6 protein-coding genes are annotated in these 2745 nt (G+C 38.8%); all 6 read right to left on the bottom strand.

From position 1 onward, the window contains the following. Positions 1-61: 61 nt before the first annotated feature. Entirely contained in the window at positions 62-619 is a 558-nt protein-coding gene (gene rplF / locus WC743_RS28005; RefSeq protein ID WP_373016854.1) for a 50S ribosomal protein L6, read from the bottom strand. A 17-nt stretch (positions 620-636) separates the two neighbouring features. Then, complete coding sequence (gene rpsH / locus WC743_RS28000) at positions 637-1038, bottom strand: 30S ribosomal protein S8 (RefSeq protein ID WP_243837225.1); 402 nt, start codon at positions 1036-1038, stop codon at positions 637-639. Positions 1039-1182: 144 nt separating this feature from the next. Further along, a complete protein-coding gene (gene rpsN / locus WC743_RS27995; RefSeq protein ID WP_373016853.1) occupies positions 1183-1452 on the bottom strand; it encodes a 30S ribosomal protein S14 in 270 nt (89 codons plus the stop codon). Further along, entirely contained in the window at positions 1445-2008 is a 564-nt protein-coding gene (gene rplE, locus WC743_RS27990; protein WP_373016852.1) for a 50S ribosomal protein L5, read from the bottom strand. Before rplE ends, rpsN begins: the two co-directional genes overlap by 8 nt. Further along, positions 2008-2349 carry a 50S ribosomal protein L24 gene (rplX, locus tag WC743_RS27985; protein ID WP_373016851.1) on the bottom strand — a complete coding sequence of 114 codons (342 nt, stop codon included), beginning with the start codon at positions 2347-2349 and terminating at the stop codon, positions 2008-2010. The genes rplE and rplX overlap by 1 nt, the downstream gene beginning before the upstream one ends. 1 nt (position 2350) lies before the next feature. Beyond that, complete coding sequence (rplN, locus tag WC743_RS27980; RefSeq protein ID WP_073405786.1) at positions 2351-2719, bottom strand: 50S ribosomal protein L14; 369 nt, start codon at positions 2717-2719, stop codon at positions 2351-2353. Positions 2720-2745: the final 26 nt, after the last annotated feature.

Raw genomic sequence — 2745 nt, 5'->3', positions numbered from 1 at the left:
CCTGAAAGGCGTTTTCTGATGCCTTTTTTAATCCTGTCTCTTCTTGATAATTTCATGACGATTATTTTTTAGATGCTGATTTACCTGCTTTTCTTCTCAATACTTCGCCAACAAACTTGATACCTTTACCTTTATAAGGCTCTGGTGCACGTAACGAGCGTATTTTAGCCGCTACCTGTCCAATCAATTGTTTATCGTTTGATTCCAGGATGATGGTTGGGTTTTTACCCTTCTCAGCAGTGGTTGTAACTTTAATTTCTGTTGGTAATTGGAATACATAGTGGTGAGAGAAACCCAACACTAAATCTAATGTATTGCCGGTATTAGTTGCACGGTAACCCACACCTACTAATTCCTGCTCAATTTTGTAACCTACAGTTACACCAATAACCATGTTGTTTAAAAGCGAGCGGTATAAACCGTGCAGCGCTTTATGACGTTTTTGATCAGACGGGCGTTTAACCAATAAATTACCGTCTTCTTGTTCGATGATGATATCTCTATCAACAGCCTGTTGCAATTCACCTTTTGGGCCTTTTACAGTAACTACATTATCTGCAGATACGGTAACAGTTACGCCGCCGGTTAGTGCTATAGGTGCTTTTCCTATTCTTGACATTGCTTAATTTCCTCCTATTAATAAACGTAGCATAAAACTTCGCCACCTACATTCTGCGTACGCGCTTCTTTATCGGTCATTACACCTTTAGAAGTTGACAGGATAGCGATACCTAAACCATTTAACACACGCGGCATGGTGTCCATACCAGCGTATTTCCTCAAACCTGGTTTACTAATACGTGAAATGCTGCGGATAGCAGGGATCTTAGTTATCGGGTGGTACTTTAAAGCAACTTTGATGCTGCCTTGTGGTCCGTTTTCCTCAAACTTGTAATTAGCAATGTAACCTTTTTCGAAAAGCACTTTAGTGATTTCCTTTTTCAGATTTGATGCAGGAATTTCAACAACCCTATGGTTGGCTTTAATAGCATTCCTTACTCTTGTAAGATAATCTGCGATTGGATCTGTATTCATTATTGTTGTTTATGATAGTGGTTTCCTTCCCGTAACGTCCGGGACGACCTTCTATCGGTTAATTCTTTTTTATATGAGAATAGTGAGTAGTTGATTTAGAGAGTGGTTTACCCATTCTCTACTCACCGCTCACCATTCAACCGGTTATTACCAGCTAGCTTTCTTTATTCCCGGGATCTTACCAGCAAGAGCCATATCACGGAATGTAACACGTGATATACCAAACTGACGCATGTAACCACGCGGACGACCGGTTAATTTACAACGGTTATGCAATTTTACCGGTGATGATCCTTTAGGTAATTTATCTAAACCTATAAAGTCACCAGCTGCTTTAAGCGCTGCTCTTTTTTCAGCATATTTTGCTACTAACTTGGCACGTTTTACTTCACGAGCCTTTACGCCTTCTTTAGCCATTGTTATTTTGATTTTTAAATGGTAATCCAAATTGTTTCAGTAACTCCAATGCTTCAACATCGTTAGTTGCCGAGGTTACAAAGGTAATATCCATACCTTGAATTTTATTGATCTTGTCAATATTTATCTCAGGGAATATAATTTGCTCTGTAATACCTAAAGTATAGTTTCCGCGGCCGTCAAAACCTTTATCGTTGATACCTTTAAAGTCACGGATACGTGGCAGGGCAACAGCTATTAAACGGTCCAAAAACTCATACATTGTATTATCGCGTAAAGTTACACGTACACCTATTGGCATACCTTTACGTAATTTAAAATTAGAGATATCCTTTTTTGATTTTGAAGAAACCGCTTGCTGACCAGTGATGGTTGTTAGCTCAGTGATGGTATTCTCGATAAGTTTTTTATCGGTAGTAGCACCGCCAACACCCTGGTTAATGGCAATTTTCTCCAATTTAGGAACCTGCATTACACTTTTGTACTGAAACTTGTCTTTCAGTGTAGCGCGGATCTCTTCTTTATATTTTGATTTTAATCTTGGTACGTAAGTCATTACTTAATTTCCTCCCCTGATTTTTTTGATACTCTAACCAATTTGCCGGCATCGTTTAATTTACGGCCTACGCGGGTTGTTTTACCTGTTGAAGGTTCAACCAGTGCCAGGTTTGAAATATGTATAGCAGCTTCCTGCTTTAAAATTCCACCGTTAGGGTTGGCTGCATTAGGCTTAGTGTGTTTAGATACCATATTGGCACCTTCTACAATAGCCCTGTTCTTATCAATGATAATTTCAACTATTTTACCTTGTGATCCTTTTGAATCACCGGCCATTACTTTAACTAAATCACCCTTACGGATCTTTAATTTAGCTGGTTTTGTGTTTTTCTTTTCCATATTACAATACCTCCGGTGCTAATGATACAATTTTCATAAATTGTTTTTCACGTAACTCTCTGGCAACAGGGCCAAAGATACGTGTGCCCCTTGGCTCATCCTGGTTGTTTAACAAAACTGCTGCGTTATCGTCAAAACGGATATATGAACCATCTTTCCTGCGGATCTCTTTCTTGGTTCTAACCACTACTGCTTTAGATACTGTACCTTTTTTAACGTTACCTGATGGTAAAGCGCTTTTTACGGTAACTACTATCTTATCGCCAATAGAGGCATATCTTTTACCGGTACCACCTAATACGCGTATTACTAAAACTTCTTTAGCACCGCTGTTATCAGCTACATTTAATCTTGATTCCTGTTGTACCATGTTATTTAGCCCTCTCTAAAATTTGA

This window comes from Mucilaginibacter sp., from assembly GCF_041660805.1.
In the GTDB taxonomy this organism is placed as follows: Bacteria; Bacteroidota; Bacteroidia; order Sphingobacteriales; family Sphingobacteriaceae; genus Mucilaginibacter.
This window is presented reverse-complemented; position numbering and strand designations above follow the sequence as displayed.

Bases quoted from the DNA above. Each gene is read 5' to 3' on its own strand.
- rplF (WP_373016854.1), bottom strand. From the start codon at position 619: ATGTCAAGAATAGGAAAAGCACCTATAGCACTAACCGGCGGCGTAACT.
- rpsN (WP_373016853.1), bottom strand. From the start codon at position 1,452: ATGGCTAAAGAAGGCGTAAAGGCTCGTGAAGTAAAACGTGCCAAGTTA.
- rplE (WP_373016852.1), bottom strand. From the start codon at position 2,008: ATGACTTACGTACCAAGATTAAAATCAAAATATAAAGAAGAGATCCGC.
- rplX (WP_373016851.1), bottom strand. From the start codon at position 2,349: ATGGAAAAGAAAAACACAAAACCAGCTAAATTAAAGATCCGTAAGGGT.
- rplN (WP_073405786.1), bottom strand. From the start codon at position 2,719: ATGGTACAACAGGAATCAAGATTAAATGTAGCTGATAACAGCGGTGCT.